This window comes from Amycolatopsis sp. NPDC051071, from assembly GCF_040682875.1.
Classification (GTDB): Bacteria; Actinomycetota; Actinomycetes; order Mycobacteriales; family Pseudonocardiaceae; genus Amycolatopsis.
In genome coordinates this window covers 1-23,433 of record NZ_JBFBBY010000077.1, presented here as the reverse complement: position 1 = coordinate 23,433, position 23,433 = coordinate 1, and the positions used below count along the sequence as shown (strand labels likewise).

At 68.3% G+C, this 23,433-nt stretch carries 21 protein-coding genes; 11 read left to right on the top strand and 10 right to left on the bottom strand.

Annotated features, from left to right (window positions below; all coding sequences use genetic code 11):
• Positions 1 to 210 precede the first annotated feature (210 nt).
• Positions 211 to 1,458 carry a helix-turn-helix transcriptional regulator gene (locus tag AB0M65_RS23770; protein ID WP_364031296.1) on the bottom strand — a complete coding sequence of 416 codons (1,248 nt, stop codon included), beginning with the start codon at positions 1,456 to 1,458 and terminating at the stop codon, positions 211 to 213.
• A gap of 111 nt (positions 1,459 to 1,569) precedes the next feature.
• Here AB0M65_RS23770 and AB0M65_RS23765 point away from each other — a divergent pair, with 111 nt between their 5' ends.
• Entirely contained in the window at positions 1,570 to 2,334 is a 765-nt protein-coding gene (locus AB0M65_RS23765) for a DUF3152 domain-containing protein (protein ID WP_364031293.1), read from the top strand.
• Positions 2,335 to 2,608: 274 nt separating this feature from the next.
• On the opposite strand, the gene AB0M65_RS23760 is transcribed toward AB0M65_RS23765, so the two are convergent.
• The 4 genes from AB0M65_RS23760 to AB0M65_RS23745 form a co-directional block, all read right to left on the bottom strand.
• Entirely contained in the window at positions 2,609 to 3,664 is a 1,056-nt protein-coding gene (locus AB0M65_RS23760) for a chitinase (protein ID WP_364031290.1), read from the bottom strand.
• Between the two features lie 214 nt (positions 3,665 to 3,878).
• Positions 3,879 to 5,483 carry a M20/M25/M40 family metallo-hydrolase gene (locus tag AB0M65_RS23755; protein WP_364031287.1) on the bottom strand — a complete coding sequence of 535 codons (1,605 nt, stop codon included), beginning with the start codon at positions 5,481 to 5,483 and terminating at the stop codon, positions 3,879 to 3,881.
• 90 nt (positions 5,484 to 5,573) lie between these two features.
• Positions 5,574 to 7,838, bottom strand: coding sequence for a M4 family metallopeptidase (locus AB0M65_RS23750; RefSeq protein ID WP_364031284.1), 2,265 nt, complete (start codon positions 7,836 to 7,838; stop codon positions 5,574 to 5,576).
• Positions 7,839 to 8,117: 279 nt separating this feature from the next.
• A complete protein-coding gene (locus tag AB0M65_RS23745; RefSeq protein WP_364031281.1) occupies positions 8,118 to 9,440 on the bottom strand; it encodes a helix-turn-helix domain-containing protein in 1,323 nt (440 codons plus the stop codon).
• A gap of 221 nt (positions 9,441 to 9,661) precedes the next feature.
• On the opposite strand from AB0M65_RS23745, the gene AB0M65_RS23740 reads away from it, so the two are divergent.
• The 3 genes from AB0M65_RS23740 (at position 9,662) to AB0M65_RS23730 (ending at position 13,004) form a co-directional block, all read left to right on the top strand.
• Positions 9,662 to 11,524 (top strand): glycoside hydrolase family 9 protein, encoded by a 1,863-nt coding sequence (locus AB0M65_RS23740; protein ID WP_364031278.1) that lies wholly within the window; start codon positions 9,662 to 9,664, stop codon positions 11,522 to 11,524.
• A gap of 113 nt (positions 11,525 to 11,637) precedes the next feature.
• Positions 11,638 to 12,426 carry a TIGR00730 family Rossman fold protein gene (locus AB0M65_RS23735; protein ID WP_364031275.1) on the top strand — a complete coding sequence of 263 codons (789 nt, stop codon included), beginning with the start codon at positions 11,638 to 11,640 and terminating at the stop codon, positions 12,424 to 12,426.
• Positions 12,426 to 13,004 (top strand): TIGR00730 family Rossman fold protein, encoded by a 579-nt coding sequence (locus AB0M65_RS23730; protein ID WP_364031272.1) that lies wholly within the window; start codon positions 12,426 to 12,428, stop codon positions 13,002 to 13,004. Before AB0M65_RS23735 ends, AB0M65_RS23730 begins: the two co-directional genes overlap by 1 nt.
• Before the next feature lie 146 nt (positions 13,005 to 13,150).
• On the opposite strand, the gene AB0M65_RS23725 is transcribed toward AB0M65_RS23730, so the two are convergent.
• A complete protein-coding gene (locus AB0M65_RS23725; RefSeq protein ID WP_364031269.1) occupies positions 13,151 to 13,825 on the bottom strand; it encodes a lysophospholipid acyltransferase family protein in 675 nt (224 codons plus the stop codon).
• 51 nt (positions 13,826 to 13,876) lie between these two features.
• On the opposite strand from AB0M65_RS23725, the gene AB0M65_RS23720 reads away from it, so the two are divergent.
• A complete protein-coding gene (locus tag AB0M65_RS23720; RefSeq protein WP_364031266.1) occupies positions 13,877 to 14,782 on the top strand; it encodes a glucosyl-3-phosphoglycerate synthase in 906 nt (301 codons plus the stop codon).
• Here AB0M65_RS23720 and cydC read toward each other — a convergent pair.
• From cydC to AB0M65_RS23700, 4 genes are read right to left on the bottom strand one after another with little or no spacing between them, the layout of a single operon-like run.
• Entirely contained in the window at positions 14,768 to 16,339 is a 1,572-nt protein-coding gene (gene cydC / locus AB0M65_RS23715) for a thiol reductant ABC exporter subunit CydC (protein WP_364031263.1), read from the bottom strand. The two genes, AB0M65_RS23720 and cydC, sit on opposite strands and share 15 nt — an antisense overlap.
• Positions 16,336 to 17,895 carry a thiol reductant ABC exporter subunit CydD gene (cydD, locus tag AB0M65_RS23710; RefSeq protein WP_364031260.1) on the bottom strand — a complete coding sequence of 520 codons (1,560 nt, stop codon included), beginning with the start codon at positions 17,893 to 17,895 and terminating at the stop codon, positions 16,336 to 16,338. The genes cydC and cydD overlap by 4 nt, the downstream gene beginning before the upstream one ends.
• 9 nt (positions 17,896 to 17,904) lie before the next feature.
• The gene (locus AB0M65_RS23705; RefSeq protein ID WP_364031257.1) at positions 17,905 to 18,897 is read right to left on the bottom strand and encodes a cytochrome d ubiquinol oxidase subunit II; all 993 of its coding nucleotides are present in this window, start codon (positions 18,895 to 18,897) and stop codon (positions 17,905 to 17,907) included.
• Between the two features lie 3 nt (positions 18,898 to 18,900).
• Complete coding sequence (locus AB0M65_RS23700) at positions 18,901 to 20,079, bottom strand: cytochrome ubiquinol oxidase subunit I (RefSeq protein WP_364031254.1); 1,179 nt, start codon at positions 20,077 to 20,079, stop codon at positions 18,901 to 18,903.
• Positions 20,080 to 20,219: 140 nt separating this feature from the next.
• On the opposite strand from AB0M65_RS23700, the gene AB0M65_RS23695 reads away from it, so the two are divergent.
• The 6 genes from AB0M65_RS23695 to AB0M65_RS23670 are packed head-to-tail and all read left to right on the top strand — an operon-like array spanning position 20,220 to position 23,224.
• A complete protein-coding gene (locus tag AB0M65_RS23695; protein ID WP_364031251.1) occupies positions 20,220 to 20,546 on the top strand; it encodes a helix-turn-helix transcriptional regulator in 327 nt (108 codons plus the stop codon).
• Positions 20,543 to 21,217: a permease prefix domain 1-containing protein gene (locus AB0M65_RS23690; RefSeq protein WP_364031248.1), complete on the top strand. Its 675-nt coding sequence runs from the start codon at positions 20,543 to 20,545 to the stop codon at positions 21,215 to 21,217. Before AB0M65_RS23695 ends, AB0M65_RS23690 begins: the two co-directional genes overlap by 4 nt.
• Positions 21,218 to 21,245: 28 nt before the next feature.
• The gene (locus AB0M65_RS23685) at positions 21,246 to 21,920 is read left to right on the top strand and encodes a permease prefix domain 1-containing protein (RefSeq protein WP_364031245.1); all 675 of its coding nucleotides are present in this window, start codon (positions 21,246 to 21,248) and stop codon (positions 21,918 to 21,920) included.
• A complete protein-coding gene (locus tag AB0M65_RS23680) occupies positions 21,917 to 22,219 on the top strand; it encodes a DivIVA domain-containing protein (RefSeq protein ID WP_364031242.1) in 303 nt (100 codons plus the stop codon). The genes AB0M65_RS23685 and AB0M65_RS23680 overlap by 4 nt, the downstream gene beginning before the upstream one ends.
• Positions 22,216 to 22,665 (top strand): SRPBCC family protein, encoded by a 450-nt coding sequence (locus tag AB0M65_RS23675; protein WP_364031239.1) that lies wholly within the window; start codon positions 22,216 to 22,218, stop codon positions 22,663 to 22,665. Before AB0M65_RS23680 ends, AB0M65_RS23675 begins: the two co-directional genes overlap by 4 nt.
• On the top strand, positions 22,658 to 23,224 hold the full coding sequence (locus AB0M65_RS23670) for a DNA-3-methyladenine glycosylase I (protein WP_364031236.1): 567 nt from the start codon (positions 22,658 to 22,660) through the stop codon (positions 23,222 to 23,224). Before AB0M65_RS23675 ends, AB0M65_RS23670 begins: the two co-directional genes overlap by 8 nt.
• Positions 23,225 to 23,433: the final 209 nt, after the last annotated feature.

Sequence of the window (23,433 nt, the reverse complement as noted above, 5' to 3'; positions counted from 1 at the left end):
CCGCTCTTGAGCACTTACGCGTCGCCTGTGGCGTTGCTCGCGTGAAGTACATAAAGGCCCCCTTCCTTGCGCCTAGGTACAGGAAGGGGGCCTTCCTGTACTGGGGAAGGTGTGAAGGTCGACACCCTTCGCTACAACGACCCAAAACACTCACGACCCCTCAGGCCGACCGCCTCTGACCTGCGAAAAGAGAGCAAGGGACCTTTGCTATCACTTCGGGAGGTCCTCTTCGGCGCCCAGCAGGAGCAGGCCGCGCCGCAGCAGGTCGGCGGCCTCCTCGGAGCGGCCTTGGTCGTGAAGGAGTTCTCCGGCCTTGTCCACCGAAGCGGCCAGGACGGCGCGCGCGTCGCGAAGAGCTGCGACGTCGATGGCGTGCGCGAAGCCCGCTTCGGCCGCGTCAAGGTCTCCGCGCGCCAGGGCGAGTGAGCCTTGCTGGAACGTGAGGGACGCGGAGTACGGCGAGTCCGCCGGGATGGCTTCGGCCGCTTCGGCGAGTAGTGCGGCGGTGTCGTCGAGACGCCCGAGTTCGCGGCAGACGTCGGCGAGTTCCAGGGTGACGGCGTGGTCGGGGACCGCGGCCCGTGACGCGCGAAGGTCCGCGAGGGCGCCTTCGAGGTCGTCGGCTCGCCGGGCCAGCGCCCGCGCGAACAGGCATCGGGCCAGCACCGGCCGCAGGGCGCGTTCGTGGAGCAGGTCGTGCAGCACCGCCACGGCGGCGACGGCGTCGCCCACCCGGCCTTCCGCGAGGTAGGCCTCGGTCAGCCTCCGCTGGTTCTCGATGAGTTCGGCCAAGACACCGCCGCGGGCCAGCCGCAGCGCCTCGCCCGCGTGATGCGCGGCATGGGTGGTCTCGCCGAGGTGGAGGTGTCCCTCGGCGAGGAACGCGTGCAGTGTCAGCAGGAGCACCGGATGCGGATGGCGCGCGATACTCGCGTCGAGCGCGGTCCGGAGCAGATGCATCGCGTGGTGCGGCTCGCCCCAGCCGATCAGGACGCTCGCCCGCAACGCGACGGCCAGTTCCCGGTACGCCGGGATGTCGTCGCTGAGCACGGCTTCGGCGGCGGCCACCAGTCGCGGCCGGGTGTCGCCCGCAGTCTGGCGCGCGAGCCACAGCCAGGCGAGCCCGGCCTGGCGGTTCCGGCCGATCCGTTCCGCCCGCCGCGCCAGCCGCCGCATCTTCGGCGCCGAGTCGTTCCCCGCGAGGAGGTCCAGCGCGACAGCGGCGATGTCCAGGTCCAGCCGGACGTCGTCGCGGGGTGAGGTCACGCCGAGCAGTTCGCCGGTGTCCACCCTGAGCCGTGCCGCGAAGTGGCGCAGTGCGTCACCGGACGGGGTCCGCGCGCCCGTCTCGACCGACGACACGTACGCGGCGGTGTAGTGCGGTTCGGCGAGTTCGCGCTGGGTGAGGCCGCGTTCGGCGCGCAGCCGCCGCAACCGTCCACCGACGTCTTCGCCCATATTCGAAAACGATACGGCCGAACGCGCAGAAAGTTCGCGCGCGCGATTCCACAACCTCTCGCGGCTCGTAGCCGTATCTCCCAGTGTGAGCGAAGACTTCCGGGAGGCTCGATGACCGTGCGCCGTGCGCTGGCCGTGGTCGTATGCGCCCTTGCGGTGGCCGGCTGCGAAGCCCACTCGATCGCTCCTCCCGCGGTGACGCCTGTTCCGGCCGTCACCTCTTCGCCGACAGAGACACCGACGCCGACACCGCGTCCGGTGATGGCGCCGCCCGCCGGGATCACGTTCCCGGACGCGGGGTCCGGCCAATGGCTTTTCCCGGCGGGCGACGGCCAGATCGCCGGTCAGGCCGGGAGACTGCTGCACTACCGCATCGCGATCGAAGGCGACATCGCCGGCGTGAGCACGGACGGTTTCGTCAAAGCCGTCGAGTCCACTTTGGGTGACCGTCGCGGCTGGACCGGCGGCGGCCGATGGCGGTTGCGACGCGTCGGTCCGGAAGGCCCGTACGACTTCACGATCTACCTGGCGACACCGAAGACACGCGACCTGCTCTGTGGACGGCCGGACGGCTACACCTCGTGCCGCAACGGGAACAGCGTCGTGCTCAACGTCGCGCGCTGGGCGGACGCCGTCCCCGGTTATGGCGCGCCGCTGGAGGTCTACCGCCAGTACATGCTCACGCACGAGGTCGGGCACCGGCTCGGGCGCGGGCACGAGACGTGTCCCGTGCCCGGCGCCCTCGCGCCGGTGATGCAGCAGCAGACCCTCGGTTTGCACGGCTGCGCCCCGAATCCGTGGCCTTATCCGGACGGGACCCAGTACTCGGGACCTTCCGGCGAGTACGACGACCCGATCCCGCGCGGCGACTCGTGAGTGCTCGCCTAGGTACATGAAGGCCCCCTTCCTTGCGCCTAGGTACAGGAAGGGGGCCTTCATGTACCTCAGGGGAAGGTGTGAAGGTCGAGTTCCCTCGGCTGAGCCGAGGGAAGGAGGCCTTCACGCGCGACCCGCGGTCAGCCCCGCAGCCGAATCCAGTAGGTACCTGAGACGTAAATCGGGACCTTCCGGCGAGTACGACGACCCGATCCCGCGCGGCGACTCGTGAGTGATTTGGGTCGTTCTAACGACCCAAAACACTCACGAGCTTTCAGCGGCCCTGCAACGACTTCACGTTGTTCCCGAAGGTCCAGTTCCGCGAACCGTCCCAGTTGAGCGACCAGGTCATCAGGCCCTTCAACCCCGGGATACTGCGGTACGCCTGGGAAACCAGGCTCGGCGACATGTACCCGCCACCGGCACCGGCCTGCGCGGGCAGCCCCGGAACCTGCTTGTCGTAGGGAACGCGGATCGTCTGGCCCTGGATCACCAGGCCCTTGTCGAGGCAGTTGGTCTGCGCGACGAAACCCTGCACGGTCCCGGCCTGGTACGAATCGCCGGAGCAGCCGTACATGCTTCCGTTGTAGTACTGCATGTTCAGCCACCACAGCCTGCCGTTGTCCGCGTACTTCTTGATGATCGGCAGGTACGCGCCCCAGATCGAGCCGTAGACGACGCTGCCGCCGGTGACGTACGCGGTCTCGGGCGCCATGGTGAGCCCGAAGTTCGGCGGCATCGCGGCGAGTACGCCGTCGATGATGCGGATGAGGTTCTTCTGCGACGTCGAGAGCGTGCCGATGTTCCCGTCGCCGACGAGGCCGGTCTCGATGTCGATGTCGATCCCGTCGAAGTTGTACTTCTTCAGTATCGGCACGATGGTCGCGATGAACTTGTCGGCGACCGTCGCGGAGTTCAGGTCGATCCCGGCGGCGGCACCACCGATGGACATCAGGATCGTCGAGCCCGCGTCCTTCGCGGCGCACATTTCGGACGGGGTCGCGACCTTCACAGTCGCGTCCATCCCATCCTCCCATTTGGCCGTTCCATCGGACAGGATGACCGGAAAGGCGGCGTTCAGCACGTTGTACCCGTTGGCCTTGATCCGCGCGTCGGTGATCGGGATCCAGCCAAGCGGTGGGTGGACGCCGTTCGAGGCACCGTCCCAGTTCTCCCAGTAGCCCTGCAGGACTTTGCCCGCGGGTTTCGATTTGACCGCGCAGACCTCGGCGTCCACCGAGGCTTGTGCCGGGGTCAATACGGCAAGGGTCGTGACGGCGAGTGCCGCCGCGCCGGTGATTGCGAGCAGGCGTGAGACGCGACCGAACATACCCAGCTCCCATCTCGAAAGCGGTTGTGAATGAACAGGAAGCGGCCGTTCGGCTCAACATAGGTCGCGACCCCCGGCCGCCGCTACCGACGATCGGGTGGTCTAGACCAGATATCGAAGAGTTGTCCGGAATTCTCTCCCGGCAAGGAAGAGGGCCATCCCACGAGGCCGGGTGTCCTCGCGAGATGGCCCTCTCATTCAGATGGCCGGGAAGCTAGACGGTGATGCTCCAGCTGTCGAGCGTGCCGGTGTCCTGTGCGTAGGCGTCGTAGAGGACGAGCGTCCAGGTGCCGGAGGCGGCCTTGTTGGTGACGGGGATCGTGTAGTTCCGGGTGCCGAGGTCGGTGCAGGGCAGGGATCCGGTGGCCTTGACGGAGTACGAGGTGCCGTCGGGGGCTTTCAGGCTGATCCGAAGGTCTTCGGAGCAGGTGTGTGTGCCGGTGATGGTCACCTTGACGGGTGAGACGGCGTTGCCGGTCGCGGTGGAGGTGATGGGGCTGTTCACGGTGGCGTAGTCGTCCAGCGGGTAGTCGGTGCCGTTGCTGAACGTACGCACGCTGGCGTTGCCGACGTTGAGGGTGTACGCGGCGGTGTGGTCCACCGAGGCACCGTCACCGAGCACGGTGATCGTGCTGCTGCCCTCAGGGGTGCTCGCCGAAGTCGCGATGGTGAGCGTCGAGGAGGCGCCGGACTGCACCGAAGCCGGGTTGAACGTCGCGGTCGCCCCGGCGGGAAGCCCACTGGCGCTCAGCGAAACCGACTGTGCCGCACCGGAAGTGGTCGCGGTGTTGACCGTGACGGTCGTCGACTGTCCCGGTTGGACGGTGCCGGACGACGGGGAGAGGGCCAGCGAGAAGTCGGGACCCGTCGGCGTCGTGACGGCGAGCTTCCAGAGCGCGTAGGCGATCGCGTCGCTGTTCTTCTCCAGCGGGGTGTCCGGGATGTTGGACGTGGTGTCGCACGCGCGGTGGTAGCAGTTGTCGAACGGGGCACCCGCGGTGCCGCCCCACTTCGTCCGCTGCGCGGCGCTCTTGATGTCCCCGGCGCCGGTCGCGAGGCCACCGACGGGGATGCCGGCGCTCTTGAACGACGCGTGGTCCGAACGGCCATCGCCCTCGGAGTCCCCTTCGGTCTGGATGCCGATCGAGGTGAAGTACTCGTCGAACATCGCCTTGACCGAAGCGACGTCGTCATAGACGAAGTAGCCCCAGTTGCTGGAGCCGATCATGTCGAAGTTCAGGTAGGTCTTGATCTTCGTGCGTTCGGCGGCCGGCAGGTTGCTGACGTAGTACTTGGAACCACGCAGGCCGGACTCCTCGTCGGCCCACCAGCCGAAGCGGACGCGCTTGGCCAGCGTCGGGTTCTCCCGCGCCAGGGTCAGCGCGACTTCGAGGATCGAGGCCGAGCCCGAACCGTTGTCGTTGATACCGGGTCCGGCCGCGACGCTGTCGAGATGCGCGCCGAGCATGATGACCTGGTTGGCGTCACCCTGCGGCCATTCCGCGATGATGTTCTGGCTCTGGCCCCCGCAGCTGGTGCAGGTCTGGAGCGTGACGTTGTAGCCGGCGTCGCGCAGCTTCTGCGACACATAGGACACCGACGCCGTATAGCCCGATCGCCCGGCGGCGCGGTTGCCGCCGTTCTGGTTGGCGATCGTCTGCAACGCGTTCAGATGCGTCTTGATGTTGGCGAGCGAGATGTCCGGTGCCGCGTTGCTGGTCGAGATCGCGGTCGTGACCGCCTGTGCGGGCGCCGTGACGACGCCCAGTACGGCGGCCATGCCGACGACGGCCGTTCCTATTCGCTTTCCCCACTTCATGCCGGGGTTTCCTTCCTTGACGGGGTTTGCGTGAAGGACTCCTTCCCTCGACCGAGCCGAGGGAAGGAGTCCTTCACACGCGGGGGAGAGCTAGAGGGTGATGCTCCAGCTGTCGAGCGTGCCGGTGTCCTGTGCGTAGGCGTCGTAAAGGACGAGCGTCCACGTGCCGGAGGCGGCCTTGTTGGTCACCGGGATCGAGTAGTTCCGGGTGCCGAGCTCGGTGCAGGGCAGGGATCCGGTGGCCTTGACGGAGTACGAGGTGCCGTCGGGGGCCTTCAGGCTGATCCGAAGGTCTTCGGAGCAGGTGTGCGTTCCGGTGATCGTCACCTTGACGGGCGAGACGGCGTTGCCGGTCGCGGTGGAGGTGATCGGGCTGTTCACGGTGGCGTAGTCGTCCAGCGGGTAATCAGTGCCGTTGCTGAACGTCCGGATGTTGCCGCCGGTGCCGACGGTCAGCGTGTACTGCGCGGTATGGGTACCGCTGGCCGCGGTACCGGTCACCGTGATGACACTGGTGCCGTCAGGCGTGCTCGCCGCCGTCGCGATGCTGAGCGTCGAGGAAGCGCCGGACTGCACCGAAGCCGGGTTGAACGTCGCGGTCGCCCCGGCGGGAAGACCACTGGCCGAGAGCGTCACCGACTGCGCGGTGCCGTTGGTGGTCGCGGTGTTCACCGTGACGGTGGCCGTCTCGCCGGGCTTGACGGTGCCGGACGCCGGGGTGACACCGACCGAGAAGTCGTTGCCCTGCGGGGTGCACGTGGTCGGCTCACCGGTGGCCGCGGTCACGCTGATCGCGTCCCACGCCGCCTTGGTGGTGTTGAACTCGGTGCAGGAACCGGGGTACAGCGCGAGCGCCGCTTCCAAGGTCGCCTTGCGGGCGGCCTTGTGGTTCCAGCCGGAGGTCTTCTTCAGCAGGCCGTTGTAGAAGATCTTCGCGGCCTTCTGGATGCCGAGCCCGGTGATCGAGGTGCTGTTGCAGGTCGGGCTGGCAGGCTTGCCGGCGGGCGCGGTGCCCTCGGCCAGCAGGTAGAACCAGTGGTTCTGCGGGCCTGCCGCGGCGTGCACCTCGGTGTTCGGGATGGACGACGAGTAGCAGTTCGGGTTCCCCGAGATCTTGCTCGGCTGGTACATGTAGCGGATCGGACCCTGTCCGACCAGGTTCACGCCCTCGCCGACGTCGTAGTCGGGGCGGTCCTTGGCGTTGTTCGCGTAGTGCTCGGTGATGGCACCGAAGATGTCACCGGTGGACTCGTTCAGCCCGCCGTTCTCGTTGCCGCTGCCCGCGCCACCCGGCGTGGTCTGGAAGATGGCGTGGCCGAACTCGTGCGCGACGACGTCCATCGGGGTGGCCTGGCGCTGGTTGTCCTGCGAGTGACCGAAGGTGGTCGACGAACCGTTCCAGTAGGCGTTGACATCGTTGAGGCCGACGTAGGCGGGGAAGCCGCCGCCGTTGCCGTTGATGCCGTTGCGGCCGAGCCATTCGCCCAGCATCTTCCACTCGGTCTGGACGCCGAAGAGCGTGTCGACACAAGCGGTTTCGAGGTCGGTGCCGGAGCCGTTGCCCCAGTTGTCGTCCGGACCGCTGTAGGGCGAGCCGTTCTGGCGAGCGCAGCTGATGTTGCTGCGCTGCGGGTCGCGCATGGTGTAGGTGCCGCCGGAGTTCGTCGTGTCGATGGTGACGTTGCCGACGTAGTAGCTGTTCCCGGCGCCCAGCACGCTGGCGTCCGTCGACGTGCTCTTCGCGGCGGTGGGGATGTTCGACATCTTGACGTCGTCACGCGTGTCGAGGATCGCGCCGGTGGCGCCGTCCACGAACACGTGCAGGTTGCTCGGCTTCGCCGCCTTGGTGCCGGCGACGACGACCTCGTAGGCGAGCTTGGGAGAGTTCCCCGCCAGTACGACCAGCTTCGGCGCGGCGGCAGTGTCTACTTTGGACAACTGCGCACGGGCGACCTCGGTCGCCTTCGCCGCGCTGATCCTGGCCTTGGTGTCGACCGAGATCGGGGCGGTTTCGGCGGCGCTGGTGCCCCGGACGCGTCCGGCACCGTCGGCGACCACCACCGCGTCCCCGCCGACCACGGGCAGACCGCGGTAGCTTCGTTCGTAGGCGGCGTAGAAGAGTCCGCCGCCGCCGGGGGTCAGCCCGACGCGGTGGAAGCCTTCGTCGGCACCCTTCCGCAAGTGGTCTACACCAGCTGTGGCGGCCTGGTCGGCCGCGCTCGCGGCCACGACGTCGGGGCTCGCGGTCTGAAGGGTCGCGGTGGTCGCACTCGCCGGGATCACCGGAAGCGCGAAGCTCAGGGAAAGGCCGGCGATGGCAGCCAACCCTGTTCTGAGCCCTTGCTGAACGGTCATGGGGAACCTTCCATGGGCAGGACCGTGAACCCGGACGGGCCATAGGCGCGGCGGGGAATTCGACCGAGTCGGGGAGCACGGCGGGGACGGGGAGCGTGTCCATTCGAATAACTGCTGTTATCCCTACGGACACATCCGAGTAAAGGAGCCGGTCACAGGGGGCGTCAATGGGCCGGATGGCCTAGTGGTCCGCGTGAAGATCACTAGGCGAGGAATAAAATCCCTGTGTAGTAAGGCTTTTGCCGTCAGCCGCGATATATGGCGACTTTCGTATGGTTTTCAGTCCAGCGGCCCGGAATCGGACAAAGCGGCGGCGCGAACGCCACGCCGATAGGCCGCCACCGCTTCGTCCGGCAGTCCGCGGGCGCGCAAAGTGTCACCCAGATGCAGTGAGGTGGCGACGAGCGCGCCACGCAATTCCGCGCTTTCCTGTGCGGTGGCGGCTTCTTCGAGCAACGCCGTCGCGCCCGGCAGATCACCGCGGGCGCGGGCGATGGGTCCCAGTAACCGGAGAACCTCGGCCCTGGCTTCGATGTCGGGGGATCGATCCAGAAGCGGGCGGATCCCCTCGGCGAGTTCGGCCGCCTCGTCGAGCGCGCCTTGACGGCGGCGGACGTCGGCGAGTTCGATGGTCGCGCCGAGGACACCCTCCTGGGAACCCGCTTCGGCGAGGAGGTCGCGGGCGAGCCGCAGTTCGGCGTGGGCGTCGTCGAGTTTGCCCAGCCGCCGCCAGAGGAAGCCACGTGCCCAGCGGCTCCGGGCGGCGTCACGGTCGTAGCCGAGGGAAGTGAACAGCCGTAGTGCCAGGGAAAGGTCCTTTTCGGCGCGATCGGCCAGGCCGATCGCCTGCCACAGCTGGGCGGCCTGCCGGTGATAGCGCGCGGAGATGTCCTTGCGATGTGCTGAAGCGAGCGCCCGCCACCCCTCCTCGGCGGCGCGCCGGGCCCGGCGGAGGGCACCCATTTCGATGAGCGGATGGATCAGCGCGGTCAGGAGGGCGAGTTCGGCGTCGGCGTCGACAGGGCCGGCGGAGCGGAGCCCGGCGAGCGCGGTTTCGGTGAGCGCGACCGAAGCGCCGAGGTCACCCGACAGCGCGCGGCAAGCGGCGACCCGGTTGACGATCATCGCGTACAACCGCGGCGACGCGGCATCGGAGAGTTCGAGGGCGTGCGCGAAGCCGGTGGCCGCCAGCGGGATGTCGTAGCGCTGCCAGTGGACTTCGGCGAGATAGAACCGGGCGTGGCATTGGACGTCCGGCAGCCGGTACGCCGCCGCGCGCCGTTCGACACTGGCGAATTCGCGTTCCGCGGTTTCGAGGCCGCCCTGTTGCAACTCGCGATACGCGGTCTCGAGTGCCCCGGTGAGTTCCTCGGCGGCTCCAGGTGGTCTGCCGAAGCGGAGTTCGTCCGAAGTCAGCCCGAGCCGCCGGGCGAGATGGGCCAGCACGTCGTCCGAGGGCGCGCGGCTGCCGGACTCGACCTTGGCGAGGAAACCGCGGTCGTAGCGAGGCCCGGCAAGCTCACGCTGAGTCAGCCCGCGCGCCTTGCGCAACCGCCGGATCCGCGCGCCGAGTGGTTCGGCCTCGGTCTGCGGGGACGGCATTGACCCACGGTAGACGATTTCCGGCGATATCCGTGGTCAGCCTATCAAGTGGGTGACCTGTCCCTGTTCCACGACGACCACGAGTGGGATACCCGCCAACCGGGGTTCGACCACGTGACTTTCCTCCGACGAAACGGACATATTGACTGGTCGTGCCTCGGGCGCTAGCGTCTTGCGCAATAAAAAGGAAACTTTCTTAACTAATTGCGAGCGGGGCGCCGATGATGGTGAGTTCCTGGTCCCGGGCGGTGGCCGCGGTTTCGGCACTGGTCCTCGGGGGTTTGACGGTTCCGGCGGTTTCGGCCGCGGCGGCGGCACAGGGTGAGGTCCGGGTCGACCAAGTCGGCTACGGGATCACCGAAACCAAGTACGCCTACCTGCTTTCCAGTGCGCCGGGGTCGTTCTCGGTGGTCGACGAACGCGGCTGGACCGTCCATCGTGGACGGACCGGGCCGTCGCTCGGCGCGTGGAACGCGAAATACCCGGCGGTGTACCAGCTCGACCTGTCGAAGGTCTGGTTGCCGGGCAAGTACCGGATCGAGGTCAGCGGCGAGACCAAGGCGACGTCGCCGACGTTCCGTGTGGACACGAAACAGCGGCTCTTCACTCCGCTGGTCCGCGCCACCAACGAGTTCTTCCAGGCCCAGCGCGACGGCGACGACATCGTCCCCGGCCGTCTCGACCGCAAACCCTCGCATCTGGCCGACAAACAGGCCACGGTCTACGACTGGCCGGTGTTCGTCGGCGAAGGTGGCGACGAGATCGCCGAACCGCTGAAGCCGGTCGGCGGCCCGATCGACGTCGAGGGTGGCTGGGTCGACGCGGGTGACTTCGTCAAGTTCACGTCGAACACGGCGTACTCGCTGGCGGAAATGGGCTACGTGCTCCGAGAGGGTTACGACCCGGTGCTGGCCAAGGAGGTCAAGCTCGGCCTCGACTGGCTGGACAAGATGTGGGACCAGCGGACCAAGACGCTCTACGCCCAGGTGGGGATCGGGACGGGTAGCGACAAGTTCGGTTTCCTCGGTGACCACGACGTCTGGCGGAACCCGCACGACGACGACCCCCTCGACGTGAAACCCGGTGACCCCAAGTACTTCGTCAAGAACCGGCCGGTTTTCCCCGCCAACCCCGGTGGTACGGCGCTCAGCCCGAACCTCGCCGGCCGCGTCGCCGCCGCGTTCGCGCTCGGCGCGCAGGTCGAGGCCAAGCGGAATCCGGTGCTGGCACGGAAGTACCTCGCCGAAGCCGCTTCGATCTTCGCGCAGGCCAAGACGAAGGACGTCGGTGAACTGGTCACCGCGTTCCCGCACGCGTATTACCCGGAGTCGTCATGGCGGGACGACATGGAACTCGGCGCGACACAGCTTGCCTTGGCGGGTAAGGCGTTGCGTGATCCGAGGGCCGTCGAATGGACGCGGCAGGCGTCGCAGTGGGCGAAGGCCTACATCGACCTCGAAGAGAAGAGCACGCTCAACCTGTACGACACCAGCGCGCTGGCGCACGCCGAACTGGCGAAGCTCCTGCGGCACGGTGTCCCTGGTGCCGCGCTCGGCCCGAAGGAGCTGATCGGCGACCTGCGGCGTCAGCTCGACGAAGGTGTCGCGAACGCGGCCGAGAGTCCTTTCCGGACGGCCGTCTCCGTCACCGACTTCGACGCGGCCAGCAAGAGCTTCGGGTTCGCCGCGACCGAGCGGCTGTACGCCGACGTGACCGGTGACCGCCGGTACGCCGCGTTCGGTTCGCAGCAGCGGAACTTCACCCTCGGCGCCAACGCGTGGGGCATCTCGCTGGTCGTCGGCGTCGGCACCACGTTCCCGAACTGCCCGCACCACCAGGCGGCGAACCTCGCCGGTGAGCAGAAGCTGCTCTACGGCGCCGTCGTGAATGGACCGAACGGGGCGGAGCACTTCGCCGACCTGCCGTTCCCGGCCGGGGCGAAGGAGTGCACGAAGCGGTACGACGCCTTTGACACGACCGAGTCCCGCTACGCCGACGACCTCGCCTCGTGGCCGAGCAACGAACCCGCCATCGACTTCACCTCGACGGCCATGCTCGCGTTCTCGCTGGCAGGCCGGTCCTAACCGCTTTCGCGGGACCCGCTCGGCTGGGCGGGTCCCGCGTTCGCGAACCCGACAACTCCTGTTCGCGGCGATGCTGCCGCTCCGGACCGTGACGACGTCGTAGTCTTGGCGGGGTGAGTGAGACAAACAGCGAGTTTCCCGACGGCCAGTACCCCGAACGCCCGATCGAGCGCCACAAGGGACCGGTCGTGCTCCGGCGGGATCGCCGGGACCAGGGCAGCACCACCGACCAGCGGCTGCTGGACTCACGCGGGCCGAGCGACTGGGTGCACACCGACCCGTGGCGCGTGCTGCGGATCCAGGCGGAGTTCGTCGAGGGCTTCGGCGCGCTGGCCGAGGTGCCGCGCGCGGTGACCGTCTTCGGTTCGGCACGGACCAAACGGGACCACCCGGAGTACGAACTCGGCCGCAAGATCGGCGGAGCCCTCGCGAACGCGGGCTTCGCGGTGATGACCGGCGGCGGCCCCGGCGCGATGGAAGCGGTGAACCGCGGCGCGAACGAGGCGGGCGGGTTCTCCGTCGGCCTCGGCATCGAGCTGCCGTTCGAGCAGGGCCTGAACCCGTGGGTCGACCTCGGCGTCAACTTCCGGTACTTCTTCGCCCGCAAGACGATGTTCATCAAGTACTCGCAGGCGTTCATCTGCCTGCCCGGCGGCTTCGGCACGCTCGACGAGCTGTTCGAGGCGCTCACCCTGGTGCAAACGAAGAAGGTCACGAAGTTCCCGGTCGTGCTGTTCGGCAGCGACTACTGGGGCGGCCTGTACGACTGGATCGCCAAGACGCTGCTCGCCGAGGGCAAAATCGGTGAGAAGGACCTCGACCTGCTGCACGTCACCGACGACATCGACGACGCCGTGCAGGTCGTGCAAACCTCGTACCAGGCGTGGGAGGACACCCACTGATGGCGGCGCCGCGCAGGGTCTGTGTGTTTTGTGGATCGTCGATGGGCTTCGACCAGCGCTACGCCGATGAGGCACGCGCGCTGGGGACCTTGCTGGCTTCGCGAGGGATCGGGCTCGTCTACGGCGGTGCTTCGGTCGGCACCATGGGCGTCATCGCGGACGCCGCGCTGGCCGCGGGCGGCGAGGTGATCGGCGTGATCCCGGAGGCGCTGGGCAGCGTCGAGATCGCGCACGGCGGCCTGTCCGAACTGCACGTCGTCGCCGACATGCACCAGCGCAAGGCGAAGATGGCCGCGCTGTCCGACGGGTTCCTCGCGCTACCCGGTGGGGCCGGGACGCTGGAGGAGCTGTTCGAGGTGTGGACGTGGGCCCAGCTCGGGCTGCACGAAAAGCCGATCGGGCTGGTCGACGTCGGCGGGTACTACGCGCCGCTGCTGAAGTTCGCCGACTACATGGTGTCGGAGGGCTTCCTGTCGGCTGGGTACCGGGACATGCTTTCGATCGACTCAGACGCTTCGGTGCTTCTGGACGGCTTCGCGGACTACGTGCCGCCTCCGCGTCCTAAATGGGCTAAATGAGGCTTTTGGTCAAACGTGCGGTGGTGGCTGTCCGCGTCTATGAAGGATTTGGGACGTTGAGTGTCCCAGATCCTTCATGGACAAGCCCGACGGCAGGAGCCAGGGCGGCGCCGGGGGAGCAAGGGACCTTTGCTATCACTTTTGCCTCAGGCGGCGCTCTGATCAGGGCGTTTGTGGTACGAGTCGACGTACTCCTGCCCCGAAAGCTCCAGGATCGTGTACATGATCTCGTCGGTCACCGAGCGCCGGATCGCCGGCGACGAGTCCTGTCCCTCGTACCGCGAGAAGTCCAGAGGCGAGCCGTAGGTGACGGTGATCTTCGCCCGCCGCGGGACGCGCTTCCCGGCGGGCTGGAGGTTCTCGGTGCCGGACAGCGCGACGGGGACGACCTTCGCGCCGGTCGCCAGCGCCAGCGCCGCGACGCCGGTGTGGCCGCGGTGCAGCCGCCCGTCCAGTGAGCGGGTGCCTTCGGGGTAGATCGCGAACGCGCCGCCGGCGTCGAGCACCTTTCGCGCCGCCTCCAGTGCGGCGAGACCGGCTTGCGCGTTGCCGCGTTCGACCGGAACGTAGCCGAGGCCGCCCAGGAAACCGGCCATCAGTTTGCCCCTGAGCCCGCGGCCGGTGAAGTACTCCGCCTTGCCGAGGAACTTGATCTGCCGGGTCGTGGTGAAAGTGATCACGCCGGTGTCCAGCGCCGCCCGGTGGTTGGGTGCCAGTATCACCGGTCCTTGCGCGGGGATATTCCCGGCGCCGCGGATCTCGGGGCGGTACAGCGCCCTGACCAGCGGACCCAGCACGAATCGGACGAGCAGCGGTAGCAAGGTTCCTCCATCGACGGGGTGTCGGACTCCAGCATGGCACGATCACTACTCATGAGTTGGTTCGAGCGGCGCACGTGGCAGAACCCCGGTTGGACGCTCGACGACATCGTCGCTGCGAAGGGTGACCGGACGGTTTCGGTCGTGCTACCGGCACTCGACGAAGAGGACACCGTCGCCGACGTCGTCGGCTCGGTGCGCCCGCTGCTGGGCACGGTCGTCGATGAGCTGGTCGTGATGGATTCCGGCTCCACCGACGCCACCGCCGAGCTGGCCGAACGCGCCGGCGCGCGAGTGGTGCATCGCGAGGACGTGCTGCCTGGACTGCCACCGGTGCCGGGCAAGGGTGAGGTGCTGTGGCGCTCGCTGGCCGCGACGACCGGCGACGTGATCGTGTTCCTCGACTCCGACCTCGTCGACCCGGATCCGGCGTTCGTGCCGACGTTGCTCGGGCCGCTGCTCTGCGAGGACGGCGTCCACCTGGTCAAGGGCTTCTACCGGCGGCCGCTGCGGTTGGAGAGCAGCGGCGGCGGCCGGGTGACCGAACTGCTGGCGCGACCGGTCCTCTCGGCGCTGCGCCCGTCACTCTCCGGGCTTATCCAGCCCTTGGGTGGCGAGTACGCCGCGACGCGCGATTTCCTCGAATCAGTGCCCTTCGCCGCCGGGTACGGCGTAGAGATCGGGCTCATCCTCGACGCCGAAGCGCGCTACGGCCTCGAAGGGCTTGCGCAGGTCAACCTCGGCGTACGCAAGCATCGCAACCGGTCGCTGCTTCAGCTGGGCGTGATGGCGCGCCAGATCCTCGGGACGGCGCTCGCCCGCTGCGGCATCAAGTCGGACGACCCGGCCCAGCTCACCCAGTTCTCGCAAGTATCCGGCGATTGGCTGCCGGAGGTGGCCGAAGTGTCGATCAGCGACCGGCCGCCGATGCGGGAAGTCCGTGGCCTAGGGCGTGTCTGACTGATCACCCAGCCGTAACACCGCATCGAACCCGGCCACCTGCGACTCACGATGCGTCACCAGGACGACGGTGCCGCGCGCGGCGGCGAGGACGTCGGACAAGACGGCGTCGCCGTGCTCCGGATCGAGCCCCTCGACGGGCTCATCCAGCACCAGGACCGGCGGCGCGGCCAGTACCGCACGGGCGAGCACCAGTCGTTGACGCTGCCCGCCCGACACCGTGTCGCCATCGGAGCCGACTTCGCGATCCAGCGGCAGATCGAACCCCGCCGTCTCGCAGGCCGCGAGCAGTTCGGCGTCCGTCGCGCCGGGTTTCGCGAGCCGCAGGTTCTCCCGGACGGTCGTATGGAAGACGTGCGCGTCCGCGAGCGCGCCCGAAACCACCGTCGGCAGCAGCGCCGGGTCGTACTCGTCGAGCGGCCGCCCGTTCAAAAGCACTCGTCCGGACGTCGGAACCACGGAACCGAGCAGCACGCCGAGCAGGGTGGTCTTCCCGGCCCCGCTCGGCCCCACGATCCCGATCCGCTTGCCCGGCGGCAGGTCGAGGTCGACGCCGTCCAGCGCCGGAGCCCGGCCAGGGAACCGCACGCCGACGCCTTCGAGCCGCAGATGTCCCGGTTCGGGCACCGCGGTTCCGCGTGTGGGCGGCGCTTCGGTCAGCAGTGCGCGTACCCGTCCGGCCGACGCCCTGACCTCGACCCAGCGCTGTGCCGCCGCGGTCAGCGGCAGAACCAGCTCGAACACCGTCAGCGCACCCAGCGCCAGTGCCGCCGTCAGCGGCGCGGAAACCCCGGCGGTCAGCGCGATCGTGACGCAGGTGAGCAACTGCACCAGCATCCCCGCCGCGGTCAGCAGGCTGCTCCGGTTCGCCGTCGACCGGTCCCGCGCGGCGAGCGCGTCGACGGCGGTATGCGCGGCGTCCACAGTGGACTCATGAACGCCGTAGGCGATCAGCTCCCGTCGTCCGGTGATCAGTTCGACCGACCGTTCGGCGAGATCCGCCCGTGCCGGAGCGCTCTTCTCCGCCGCCACGCGGGTGATCCGGACGCAGACCCACGGCAGCGCGATTCCCGCCACGCCGAGTCCCAGTGCCAGCACCAGACCGGCCGCCGGGCTGACGATCAGCGCGAACGTGGTCGACACGACACCCACGAGAGCGGCGACCCCGGCGGGCAGGAGACAGCGGAGGATCGCGTCCTGCACGGCGTCCACATCGGACACCAGACGCGTCACAAGGTCGCCGCCGGAATGGTGGGAAACCCGGTGCGGCAGCAACGACGTGTAGACCCGGGTCCGCAGCGCGCCGAGATACCGCAGGACGACTTCGTGCCCGGCGAGCCGCTCGGCGTACCGCAGACCACCGCGCACCAGCGCCAGCGTCCGGACGGCGACGATCGCCACCGTGAGCGACGCCAGCGGCGGCTGCTCGGCCGCCTTCAGCAGCAGCCACGCGGCGGTGGCCATCAGCGCCAGCCCGGCCAGTTCCGCCCCGGCCGCGATCAGCCCGGCACGCACCAGCCGGACGCCGTCCCTTGTGGACACTCCCCAGACGTTCACACCAGTTCCCGTTCCCTGACAGCGCCGTCACGGACTTCGAGGACGCGGACGGCGAGCGCGGCCATCGCGGGCCGGTGGGCCACGAGTACCGCGGTCCGGCCGGTGAGCAGTGCGCGGGTCGCGCCGAGCACGGCGGCCTCGGTCCCCGCGTCGAGCCGTGCGGTCGGTTCGTCGAGCAGCACGAGTCCCGCCTCCGTGCGGGCCAACGCCCGCGCCAGGCCGAGTCGTTGCCGCTGCCCGGCCGAAAGCGGCGCACCCAGTTCCCCGATCCGCGTCCGGTAGCCGTCGGGGAGGCCGCGCACGACGTCGTCGAACGCCGCCGCGCGGGCCGCGACCCGGACGTCCGGCGCCTGGCCCATGGCGATGTTGTCCTCGACGGTCCCGGTGAACAACGTCGGCCGCTGCGGCACCCACGCCGTCCACGCCCGCCACGATCCCGGATCCAGTTCGCGCAAGTCGACGCCGTCGACGAGGACCCGGCCGGACGTCGGCGTCACGAAGCCCAGCAGTACCGCCAGCAGCGTGCTCTTCCCGGAACCACTCGGTCCGACGAGTGCGACGTGCTCGCCCGCTTCGATCGTCATGTCCACTTCGGACAGTGCGAGGTGGTCGCCATACGCGACACTCACCTTCTCCAGCACGATTCGCGGGGCGCCGTGCCGGGCCACGGGTGTGCCGCGGGCGATCTCCCCGGTGGGGACGGCCAGTGCTTCCTTCAGGGTCGCGAGCCCTTCCGCGCTGGCGTGGAATTTCGCCCCGGCCGCCCGCAACGGCAGATAGGCCTCGGGGGCGAGCAGCAGCACCAGCACGGCCGTATGCACCACCATTCCGCCTTCCAGCAGGCGGAACCCGATCGGTACCGCGACGAGCGCCACCGAAAGCGTCGCCACCAGCTCCAGTACCAGCGCGGAAAGGAACGCCACCCGCAACGTGCGCATCGTCGCGTCCGTATGCGCGTCCGCCATCGCCCGCACCGTTTTCGCCTGCGCCTCGGCGCGGCCGAACACCTTGAGCGTGCCGAGTCCGCGCACGACGTCGAGGAAATGCCCGCCCAGCTTCGACAGCAGCTGCCACTGCTTGGCCGTCTTTGCCTGGGTGTGCTTGCCGACCAGGATCGCGAACACCGGGATCAGCGGCAGTGTCGCGGTGATGATCAGCGCCGACGCCAGATCGGCGGTGAACAACCGGACGAGCACCGCGACCGGCACGATCGCCGACATCACCAGCGTCGGCAGATAGCCGGTCAGATACGCGTCACCGGCGTCGATCCCTTTGGTCACCAAGGTCGCGACCTCGCCCGGGTTTTCGGCGTCGGCGCCGAGGAGCCGCTTGCGCAACCCGGCCTTGACCGTCGCCGCGAACCGGCCGCCGACGGATCCTTGGACGCCCGCGAGCAACGCCCGCGCCGCGATGGCGGCCGCGAGTGTCCAGGTCACGCCGCCGCCGGTGAGCAGTGTCGCGAGGCCGTCCGCCTGGACGAGGATCGCGACGGCGGTCAGCGTGCCGAGTACGGCCAGTACGCCGAAATGGCGCCGCAGTCCGGGGAGGGGAGGCATCACAAGCTCCTAGAAGTGCAGCAACGAACGCTGGTCGACGCGGTCACCGTGCTTGCGCCAGGTCACCCACTGCACGGCGGCGATCACCACGAGCGCGGGCGGCAGAACGAAAGTGAGCAGACCGAGCATCTCGGTCGAGGCGGCCGCTTCGGTCAAGCTCAGCGAGTATCCGCCGTCCACAGAGGACACGAGTGCGTCCGGCAAGCGAAGCGTCCCGACCGCCAGCACCGGCGACGCGGACAGGGTCATCGTGGCGATCAGCGCCGCCCGGTGCCGTCCCGCACGCAAGGCCATCGTCGCGACGCCCAGCGCGCCGAACGCCAGCACGATCGCGGGCAGCACGGTCCACGACGCGGTGGTCACGACGGCGCCCCAGCCGACGGCCACGACCAAAAACGCCAGCGCGGGCGCCAGCAGCGCCTTGGCCACGCGGTTCGCGCGGGCGGTGAACTCGGCCGGTGCCCGGACGGCGAGGAAAGCCGCCCCCTGCAAGGCGAACAGCGCGACGAACCCGGCGCCCCAGAGCAGTGCGTACGGGCTGAACGCGGCGACGACACCGCCGGTGGGCCGCCCCGCGGCGTCGAGCGGGAGGCCGAGGACGAGATTGCCGAGGAACACTCCCCACGACACCGCCGTCACCCAGGCGCCGACGGTGATCGCCAGCGTCCACGTACCGCGTCCGGCGTCCGGTCGCCTGCCGCGTAACTGCACCGCCGCGGTGAACGTGACCAGGCCGAGCAGCAGGACCACGACCGGGAGGTAAGCCCCGGAGAACACTTTCCCTTCCAGGTGGGGGAAAGCGCCGAACAGGACGCCGACCGCGGCCACCAGCCAGACCTCGTTGGCCAGGAAGAACGGGCCGAAGGCGCCGAGTACGCGCCGTCGTCCGGTCTCGTCACGGCTGAGCCTGCCGAGCAGCATCCCGACGCCGTAGTCGTAGCCCGCCAGCGCGAAATAACCCGAGATCAGGAAACCGAGTACGCACCACCACAAGATCACCATGGGTCAGACTCCGCTCAGGACAGGAAGTTCGGCACGTGGCGGCGCCGTCTCTTCGTCGGGCTCGGGGCCGCGTTTGGCGACTCGCGACATCAGCACCCAGTCGGCGATCGCGAGCACCGCGAACAGCAGCGTGAAAGCGATGAAGGAGAACAGGATCTGGCCCGCCGGGATCGAGGCGACGGCGTCCGCGGTGGTCAGCCGGCCGCGGATCAGCCACGGCTGGCGGCCGATTTCGCGGACGAGCCAGCCGGAGATCGCGGCGAAGAACGGCAGCGGGATCGCCAGCACCATCACGTACAGCAGTGGCCGCACCTTGGTGATCCAGTTCCGGAACAGCAGTAACGTCCCGAGGATCGACGCCAGGAACGCGATGAACCCGATCTGGATCATGAGTCCCAGTGGAGCGCCGATCAGCGGATCCGGTGATTCGAGCTTGCCGGGGTGATACTCCCCGAGCGGGCCGAACTGGGCGAAGCCGAAGCCGATCACCATCGTGGTGCCCACCAGTGAGGTGAGCACGCCGATCCGCATCGAGCTACGGAAGAACTCGATCTCCTTGGTGTGCTTGAGGAAGTGGTACGCGCTGACGCCGACCACGAAGAACCCGCCGGTCATCAGCGCCGCGCTCAGCACATGCGGCAGTGACATCGCGAGCGCCGGATTGGTGAACAACGCGCCGAAGTCGTCGAGTTTCAGCACGCCGTTCTCGTTATGCGTGCCGACCGGGTTCTGCAGGAACGAGTTGGCCACCATGATGAACAGCGCGGAGGCGTAGGCGGTCAGCGTGACCAGCCAGATCAGGGTCAGGTGGACCCATTTGTTCAGCCGCCCCCAGCCGAAGATCCAGAGCCCGAGAAAGGTCGATTCGGCGAAGAACGCCACCAGCGTCTCGATGGCCAGCGGCGCGCCGAAGACATCGCCCGCGACCGAAGACAGGCCTGTCCAGGTCAGCCCGAACTGGAATTCCATCACGATTCCCGTGACGATTCCCAGCGCGTAGTTGATCACGTAAAGCTTGCCCCAGAAGCGGGTCATCCGCATCAGTTCCGGCTTGCCGCCGAGTGCGGAGCGTGTCTGCATCACCGCGACGAGTGTCACGAGCCCCAGTGTGAGCAGCACGAACAGGAAGTGGAACGAGGTCGTCGTCGCGAACTGGAGTCTCGCGATCGGGAGTGCGTCCATGCCACGGCACTGTATACGTAGGCTGGCTACATGTAGCCACAAAATCTATGGAATCGGGGTGATATGGGGGACATTCCCTGAGGTGGCTCCTGGAAAGTCCCCGCTACCCTGATGATCGGCGATGTGTAGACTGTCTATCTATGAAGGCCGACAGCCTGCGCGGGCACCTCGACGCCTTGCTTCTCGCCGTCCTCGACGGCCGGAAGCTGCACGGGTACGCGATCATCGAGGCGCTCCAGCTCCGGAGCGACGGTGCGCTCGACCTGCCGACGGGCACCGTCTACCCGGCGCTTCGCCGACTGGAACGGGCAGGGTTTCTCGCCAGTGAGTGGGATGTCGTGTCCGGCCGCAAACGCCGTACGTACAAGCTGACCCGCTCGGGACAGAAGGCGCTGGCGGCGGAACGGGCGGAGTGGCAGGAGTTCACCTCTGTCATAGGTGGTGTCCTCGGGGGGAGCACGGCATGAGCGCGATCGAGGCCTACATCGCGGACCTGGACAGACGGCTGAGCGGATCGGCCGGGGCGAAGCTCGATCTGCTCACCGAGGCCAGGGACGGCCTGATCGACGCGGCCGAGGCGTACCGCGAAGGCGGCATGGACGCGCCGGAGTCCGCACGCCGGGCCGTCGCCGACTTCGGCCCCGCCGAGCTGATCGCCCGCGACTACCAGGCCGAATTGGGATTGCGGCGTGACATCCGCGTCCTGTGGGAACTGATCGTCGGCGTCCCGTTGCTGATCCTCGCCTGGGACTTCGCGCGGATGCTGAGCCTTGGTGACTGGTCACGGCTCGGTACCTCGCCGCCGGCTTGGTACCACCGCGCGATCGGCGTCGCCGACACCGTGGCGGCGCTGTCCCCGGTGGTCGCGGTCGCCGGGGTGATCGCGGCGCGGCTGCTCTCACGGCGGATGGACGGCCCCGGAACCGCTCGCCCGGTCTCGCTGTCCATGGCCGCGGCGCTCGGGCTGAACCTCATCGCGGTCACGCTGTACGGCGGCGCGACCGGGCTGCTGGAACCGGCCCGGCTGATCGTCAGCGTGCCGTGCGCGGTCCTCTCCGCGACGTGGATCCTGTTCAGCCTGCGGCTCACGGTCGTCGCACGCCGTCACCGGCGGCCGGAGATGGCGATCGCGGCCTGACCGCGTGGAGTTTCGGGAGAATCAGGGCATGACAGTGATCGAGGCCTATCTCGGTGACCTGTGCACGCGGCTGGACGGACCGGCGTCGGCGAAGCGGGATCTGCTGCGTGAGGCACGCGACGGGCTCAACGACGCCGCCGACGCCTACCGCGAGGGCGGCTGGAGCGAGCGCGAAGCCCAAGAGCGCGCTGTCGCGGACTTCGGCCCGGTGAACGTGATCGCGCGGGACTACCAGGCCGAACTCGGTATGCACAGCGGGACCCGCACGCTCTGGAAGCTGGTCATCGGCGTGCCGATGATGCAGCTCGCCTGGGACTACGCCCGCCAATGGACCTTCGGCGACTGGTCGCGGCTGGCCACGCCGACGCCCGGCTGGTACCTGTACGTCGCTCAGATCACGCACGGCTCGGTGTACCTCGTGCCGGTGCTGGGGGTGTTCGCGCTCGTCTGCATGCGGTGGCTTTCGCGGCGGATGGGCGGTGTCCGCCTGGTCCGGACCGCCGGGGTGCTGATCGGCGAGGCCGTCGGGCTCAACCTGCTTTCGGTGGCTCTGATGGTGTTCGCCACCGGGATCCTCGACGCGTCGAGGCTGTTCCTCTCCGTGCCGTGCGGGATCCTGATGGTGCTCTGGGTGGTGCTCAGCGTGCGACTCGCCTTGCTGGCGAGACGATCGTGGCGTTCGTGTGCCACGATCGTCGCGTGACGACCGCCCTGATCTACCTCGTAGTCATGCTGCTGGTGGCCGCAGTGGTGTTTCTGCTGGCCGCCGTGGTGTTCGGCCGGGGTGAGGAGCTGGCCCCGCTGCCGCCCGGCAGTTCGCCGACCAGGCTGCCCGCCGAGGACATCACCGCCGAGGACGTTTACGCCGTCCGCTACCAGATGGTGCTGCGCGGTTACAAGATGTCCGAAGTGGACTGGGTGATGCGGCGCCTCGGCGTCGAGATCGACGAGCTGCGCTCCAAGGTGGCCGAGCTGGAGGCCGAGCGCGAGGGCGCCAGGTGACCGATGTCGTCGTGTCCGTCGACGTCGCGGTACCGGCAGGGACGGCCTGGCTCGCACTGACCGACTGGGAACGCCAGTGCGAATGGATGATCGGCACCGAGGTGAAGGTCGTCGAGGGCAACGGGCGCAGCGTTGGCTCGAAGCTGTCGGCGTTCACCGGCGTCGCCGGGATCGGGTTCACCGACACCATGGAGATCACCGCCTGGGAGCCGCCGCTGCGGTGCGTCGTGCGGCATCTGGGGAAGATCGTGCAGGGCACCGGGGTGTTCCAGGTCATCGAGAAGGGGCCGCACGCGTCGACGTTCGTCTGGGCGGAGCATCTGCGGCCGCCGTTCGGCGTCGTCGGGCGGCTCGGCTGGCCGGTCGCGAAACCGGGATTCGAGCTGGGGCTGCGGCTGTGCCTGCAGAGGTTCGTGAAGTACGCGGAGGGGTATCGGGTTGGCTGAGCTGCTGGGCACGGACGGGATCAAACGGTGCTCGTGGGGCAATTCGGCCCCGGACTACGTGGCGTACCACGACACCGAATGGGGAGTCCCGCTCCACGGTGACGAGGAGTTGTACGAACGCCTGTGCCTGGAGTCGTTCCAGTCCGGCCTGTCGTGGATCACGATCCTGCGCAAACGGGAGTCGTTCCGGACGGCGTTCAAACGGTTCAAGCCGAAGAAGGTCGCCGACTTCACCGACGACGACGTCGCCCGCCTCATGGAAGACGCGTCGATCGTGCGGAACCGGGCCAAGATCCTCGCGGCGATCAACAACGCCCGCGCGATCTCGGAACTGGACGGTTCGCTCGACGACCTGCTGTGGTCCTTCGCGCCGGCGCGGCACAAACGGCCCCGCACGATGGCGGACGTCCCGGCGATCACCGACGAGTCGAAGGCGATGGCGAAGGAACTCAAGAAGCGCGGGTTCGTCTTCCTGGGGCCGACGACGTGCTACGCGTTGATGCAGGCGACGGGCATGGTCGACGACCACGTGAAGGACTGCTTTCGGGCGAAGGTCTAGGTCGTGAGTGTTTTGGGTCGTTCTAGCAAAGGGTGTTTAGGTATCTACGGCGGGTGAGCTGGGTAGTGGCCGGTCCTTGGAGGACTCCTGGAGGGACCCAGAGTCCCTCAAGGTTCCCCTCGCCCGTCCCGAAGGCCATCACGAGCCCCAGCAGCACCACCAGTCACCACGGTGGCGCGTGAAGGACCCCTTCCCTCGGCTCAGCCGAG

What these genes read in the sequence shown, in the direction of transcription:
- AB0M65_RS23770 (WP_364031296.1), bottom strand. Translation starts at nt 1,458, where the DNA reads ATGGGCGAAGACGTCGGTGGACGGTTGCGGCGGCTGCGCGCCGAACGC.
- AB0M65_RS23765 (WP_364031293.1), top strand. Translation starts at nt 1,570, where the DNA reads ATGACCGTGCGCCGTGCGCTGGCCGTGGTCGTATGCGCCCTTGCGGTG.
- AB0M65_RS23760 (WP_364031290.1), bottom strand. Translation starts at nt 3,664, where the DNA reads ATGTTCGGTCGCGTCTCACGCCTGCTCGCAATCACCGGCGCGGCGGCA.
- AB0M65_RS23755 (WP_364031287.1), bottom strand. Translation starts at nt 5,483, where the DNA reads ATGAAGTGGGGAAAGCGAATAGGAACGGCCGTCGTCGGCATGGCCGCC.
- AB0M65_RS23750 (WP_364031284.1), bottom strand. Translation starts at nt 7,838, where the DNA reads ATGACCGTTCAGCAAGGGCTCAGAACAGGGTTGGCTGCCATCGCCGGC.
- AB0M65_RS23745 (WP_364031281.1), bottom strand. Translation starts at nt 9,440, where the DNA reads ATGCCGTCCCCGCAGACCGAGGCCGAACCACTCGGCGCGCGGATCCGG.
- AB0M65_RS23740 (WP_364031278.1), top strand. Translation starts at nt 9,662, where the DNA reads ATGATGGTGAGTTCCTGGTCCCGGGCGGTGGCCGCGGTTTCGGCACTG.
- AB0M65_RS23730 (WP_364031272.1), top strand. Translation starts at nt 12,426, where the DNA reads ATGGCGGCGCCGCGCAGGGTCTGTGTGTTTTGTGGATCGTCGATGGGC.
- AB0M65_RS23720 (WP_364031266.1), top strand. Translation starts at nt 13,877, where the DNA reads ATGAGTTGGTTCGAGCGGCGCACGTGGCAGAACCCCGGTTGGACGCTC.
- cydD (WP_364031260.1), bottom strand. Translation starts at nt 17,895, where the DNA reads ATGCCTCCCCTCCCCGGACTGCGGCGCCATTTCGGCGTACTGGCCGTA.
- AB0M65_RS23705 (WP_364031257.1), bottom strand. Translation starts at nt 18,897, where the DNA reads ATGGTGATCTTGTGGTGGTGCGTACTCGGTTTCCTGATCTCGGGTTAT.
- AB0M65_RS23700 (WP_364031254.1), bottom strand. Translation starts at nt 20,079, where the DNA reads ATGGACGCACTCCCGATCGCGAGACTCCAGTTCGCGACGACGACCTCG.
- AB0M65_RS23695 (WP_364031251.1), top strand. Translation starts at nt 20,220, where the DNA reads ATGAAGGCCGACAGCCTGCGCGGGCACCTCGACGCCTTGCTTCTCGCC.
- AB0M65_RS23690 (WP_364031248.1), top strand. Translation starts at nt 20,543, where the DNA reads ATGAGCGCGATCGAGGCCTACATCGCGGACCTGGACAGACGGCTGAGC.
- AB0M65_RS23685 (WP_364031245.1), top strand. Translation starts at nt 21,246, where the DNA reads ATGACAGTGATCGAGGCCTATCTCGGTGACCTGTGCACGCGGCTGGAC.